Genomic DNA, 1294 nt, shown 5'->3' on the forward strand with positions numbered 1-1294 from the left:
CTTTCAATTGGTTCGCTCGACTTGCATGTATTAGGCACGCCGCCAGCGTTCGTCCTGAGCCAGGATCAAACTCTCCATAAAAGAAAATTTGATTTGCTCAAAAATTTAATGTCCGAATCTAGTTTGTTAACGAGGGTTAACAACTAGATAATTTATTGCATTAACGTTTTGTTGTTCAGTTTTCAAGGTTCATGGTGGAGCATAGCGGGATCGAACCGCTGACCTCCTGCGTGCAAGGCAGGCGCTCTCCCAGCTGAGCTAATGCCCCAATATAATGAATGGTCGGGAAGACAGGATTCGAACCTGCGACCCCTTGGTCCCAAACCAAGTGCTCTACCAAGCTGAGCTACTTCCCGAATTTATGGCGCGCCAGGCAGGAGTCGAACCCACAACCTTCTGATCCGTAGTCAGACGCTCTATCCAATTGAGCTACTGGCGCTAACTTCTATTTTACATGGTGCCGAGGACCGGAGTCGAACCGGTACGGTAGTCACCTACCGCAGGATTTTAAGTCCTGTGCGTCTGCCAATTCCGCCACCCCGGCATTATTGGAGCGGAAGACGGGGTTCGAACCCGCGACCCCCACCTTGGCAAGGTGGTGTTCTACCACTGAACTACTTCCGCAATTATATATATTTTAAATGGTGCGGGTGGAGGGAGTCGAACCCCCACGCCGTGAGGCGCTAGATCCTAAGTCTAGTGCGTCTGCCAATTCCGCCACACCCGCAAAAAATGGTGAGCCATGAAGGACTTGAACCTTCGACCCTCTGATTAAAAGTCAGATGCTCTACCACTGAGCTAATGGCTCGAATAATGGTGCCGGCGAAAGGAATCGAACCCTCAACCTACTGATTACAAGTCAGTTGCTCTGCCAATTGAGCTACACCGGCATGATATGGTGGAGGATGACGGGATCGAACCGCCGACCCCCTGCTTGTAAGGCAGGTGCTCTCCCAGCTGAGCTAATCCTCCATATATTAGCCTAGCAACGTCCTACTCTCACAAGGGGAAGCCCCTTACTACCATCGGCGCTAAAGAGCTTAACTTCCGTGTTCGGTATGGGAACGGGTGTATCCTCTTTGCCATCGTCACTAGACTATTTGTTTTGAGACAAGAACTATTATATCACTTAATCAAAGAATTGCAAGTGTTTTTTTAAAATAATTTTTGTTCTCTCAAAACTGGATAACGACATTGAAATGATTGGTTAAGTCCTCGATCGATTAGTATCCGTCAGCTCCACACGTCACCGTGCTTCCACCTCGGACCTATCTACCTCATCGTCTTTGAGGGA

Annotated in this window: 9 tRNA genes and 3 rRNA genes; all 12 read right to left on the minus strand. The window is 48.8% G+C overall.

Annotated elements, in window-relative coordinates:
- Window positions 1-81: ribosomal RNA gene (locus HF990_RS14775) — 16S ribosomal RNA — on the minus strand; the annotation flags it as partial.
- A gap of 111 nt (window positions 82-192) precedes the next feature.
- A tRNA-Ala gene (locus HF990_RS14780) sits at window positions 193-268 on the minus strand.
- 11 nt (window positions 269-279) lie between these two features.
- Window positions 280-356, minus strand: a tRNA-Pro gene (locus HF990_RS14785).
- Between the two features lie 6 nt (window positions 357-362).
- Window positions 363-439 (minus strand) — tRNA-Arg (locus HF990_RS14790).
- Window positions 440-455: 16 nt separating this feature from the next.
- Window positions 456-544, minus strand: a tRNA-Leu gene (locus tag HF990_RS14795).
- Between the two features lie 5 nt (window positions 545-549).
- Window positions 550-624: transfer RNA gene (locus HF990_RS14800), tRNA-Gly, on the minus strand.
- Between the two features lie 18 nt (window positions 625-642).
- A tRNA-Leu gene (locus HF990_RS14805) sits at window positions 643-727 on the minus strand.
- Window positions 728-733: 6 nt separating this feature from the next.
- Window positions 734-808: transfer RNA gene (locus tag HF990_RS14810), tRNA-Lys, on the minus strand.
- A 6-nt stretch (window positions 809-814) separates the two neighbouring features.
- A tRNA-Thr gene (locus HF990_RS14815) sits at window positions 815-890 on the minus strand.
- A gap of 6 nt (window positions 891-896) precedes the next feature.
- Window positions 897-972: transfer RNA gene (locus HF990_RS14820), tRNA-Val, on the minus strand.
- 8 nt (window positions 973-980) lie between these two features.
- Window positions 981-1096: ribosomal RNA gene (gene rrf / locus HF990_RS14825) — 5S ribosomal RNA — on the minus strand.
- A 107-nt stretch (window positions 1097-1203) separates the two neighbouring features.
- Window positions 1204-1294: ribosomal RNA gene (locus HF990_RS14830) — 23S ribosomal RNA — on the minus strand; the annotation flags it as partial.

The sequence above is a fragment of the Ureibacillus thermosphaericus genome, from assembly GCF_012396605.1.
Classification (GTDB): domain Bacteria; phylum Bacillota; class Bacilli; order Bacillales_A; family Planococcaceae; genus Ureibacillus; species Ureibacillus thermosphaericus.